Here is a 596-nt window from a genome sequence, read left to right on the forward strand (position 1 = left end):
AGACACAATCGCTGTTGTGAAAATTTGAGAGACTCGAACATGTCTTAACCTCATTCTTTATTACGGAAGAATGAGACGACATGTCGTTTCAATTTTCAGCTTGTTCCGGATTGTTAAAGAGCAAATACTTCGCAGTACACCGTCACCGGTACACTCTGAAGTAAGTTTTGGTGCATGAAATGATGGTGGAGCTAAGCGGGATCGAACCGCTGACCTCCTGCGTGCAAGGCAGGCGCTCTCCCAGCTGAGCTATAGCCCCATCGATTTCGTAAAACCTTTGATTACCATGATTTTCATCTGGTCAAGGCGCAACTTAGCTACGCATACTGAGGTATGCGAGTCTGAGGTGCAACGCAGAACAGGGGAAAATTTGGTAGGCCTGAGTGGACTTGAACCACCGACCTCACCCTTATCAGGGGTGCGCTCTAACCACCTGAGCTACAAGCCTATAAGGTTTTACTGCTCGTTTTCTATCAGACAATCTGTGTGAGCACTACGCGGGTTGTATCTTTTAGGTAAGGAGGTGATCCAACCGCAGGTTCCCCTACGGTTACCTTGTTACGACTTCACCCCAGTCATGAATCACAAAGTGGTAA

At 47.3% G+C, this 596-nt stretch carries 2 tRNA genes and 1 rRNA gene; all 3 read right to left on the minus strand.

Annotation, left to right across the window (positions count from 1 at the left end):
• Positions 1-183: 183 nt before the first annotated feature.
• A tRNA-Ala gene (locus WFK85_RS23405) sits at positions 184-259 on the minus strand.
• Positions 260-371: 112 nt separating this feature from the next.
• Positions 372-448, minus strand: a tRNA-Ile gene (locus WFK85_RS23410).
• Positions 449-516: 68 nt separating this feature from the next.
• Positions 517-596: ribosomal RNA gene (locus WFK85_RS23415) — 16S ribosomal RNA — on the minus strand; the annotation flags it as partial.

The organism is Cedecea sp. VD22 (assembly GCF_037150195.1).
In the GTDB taxonomy this organism is placed as follows: Bacteria; Pseudomonadota; Gammaproteobacteria; order Enterobacterales; family Enterobacteriaceae; genus Cedecea.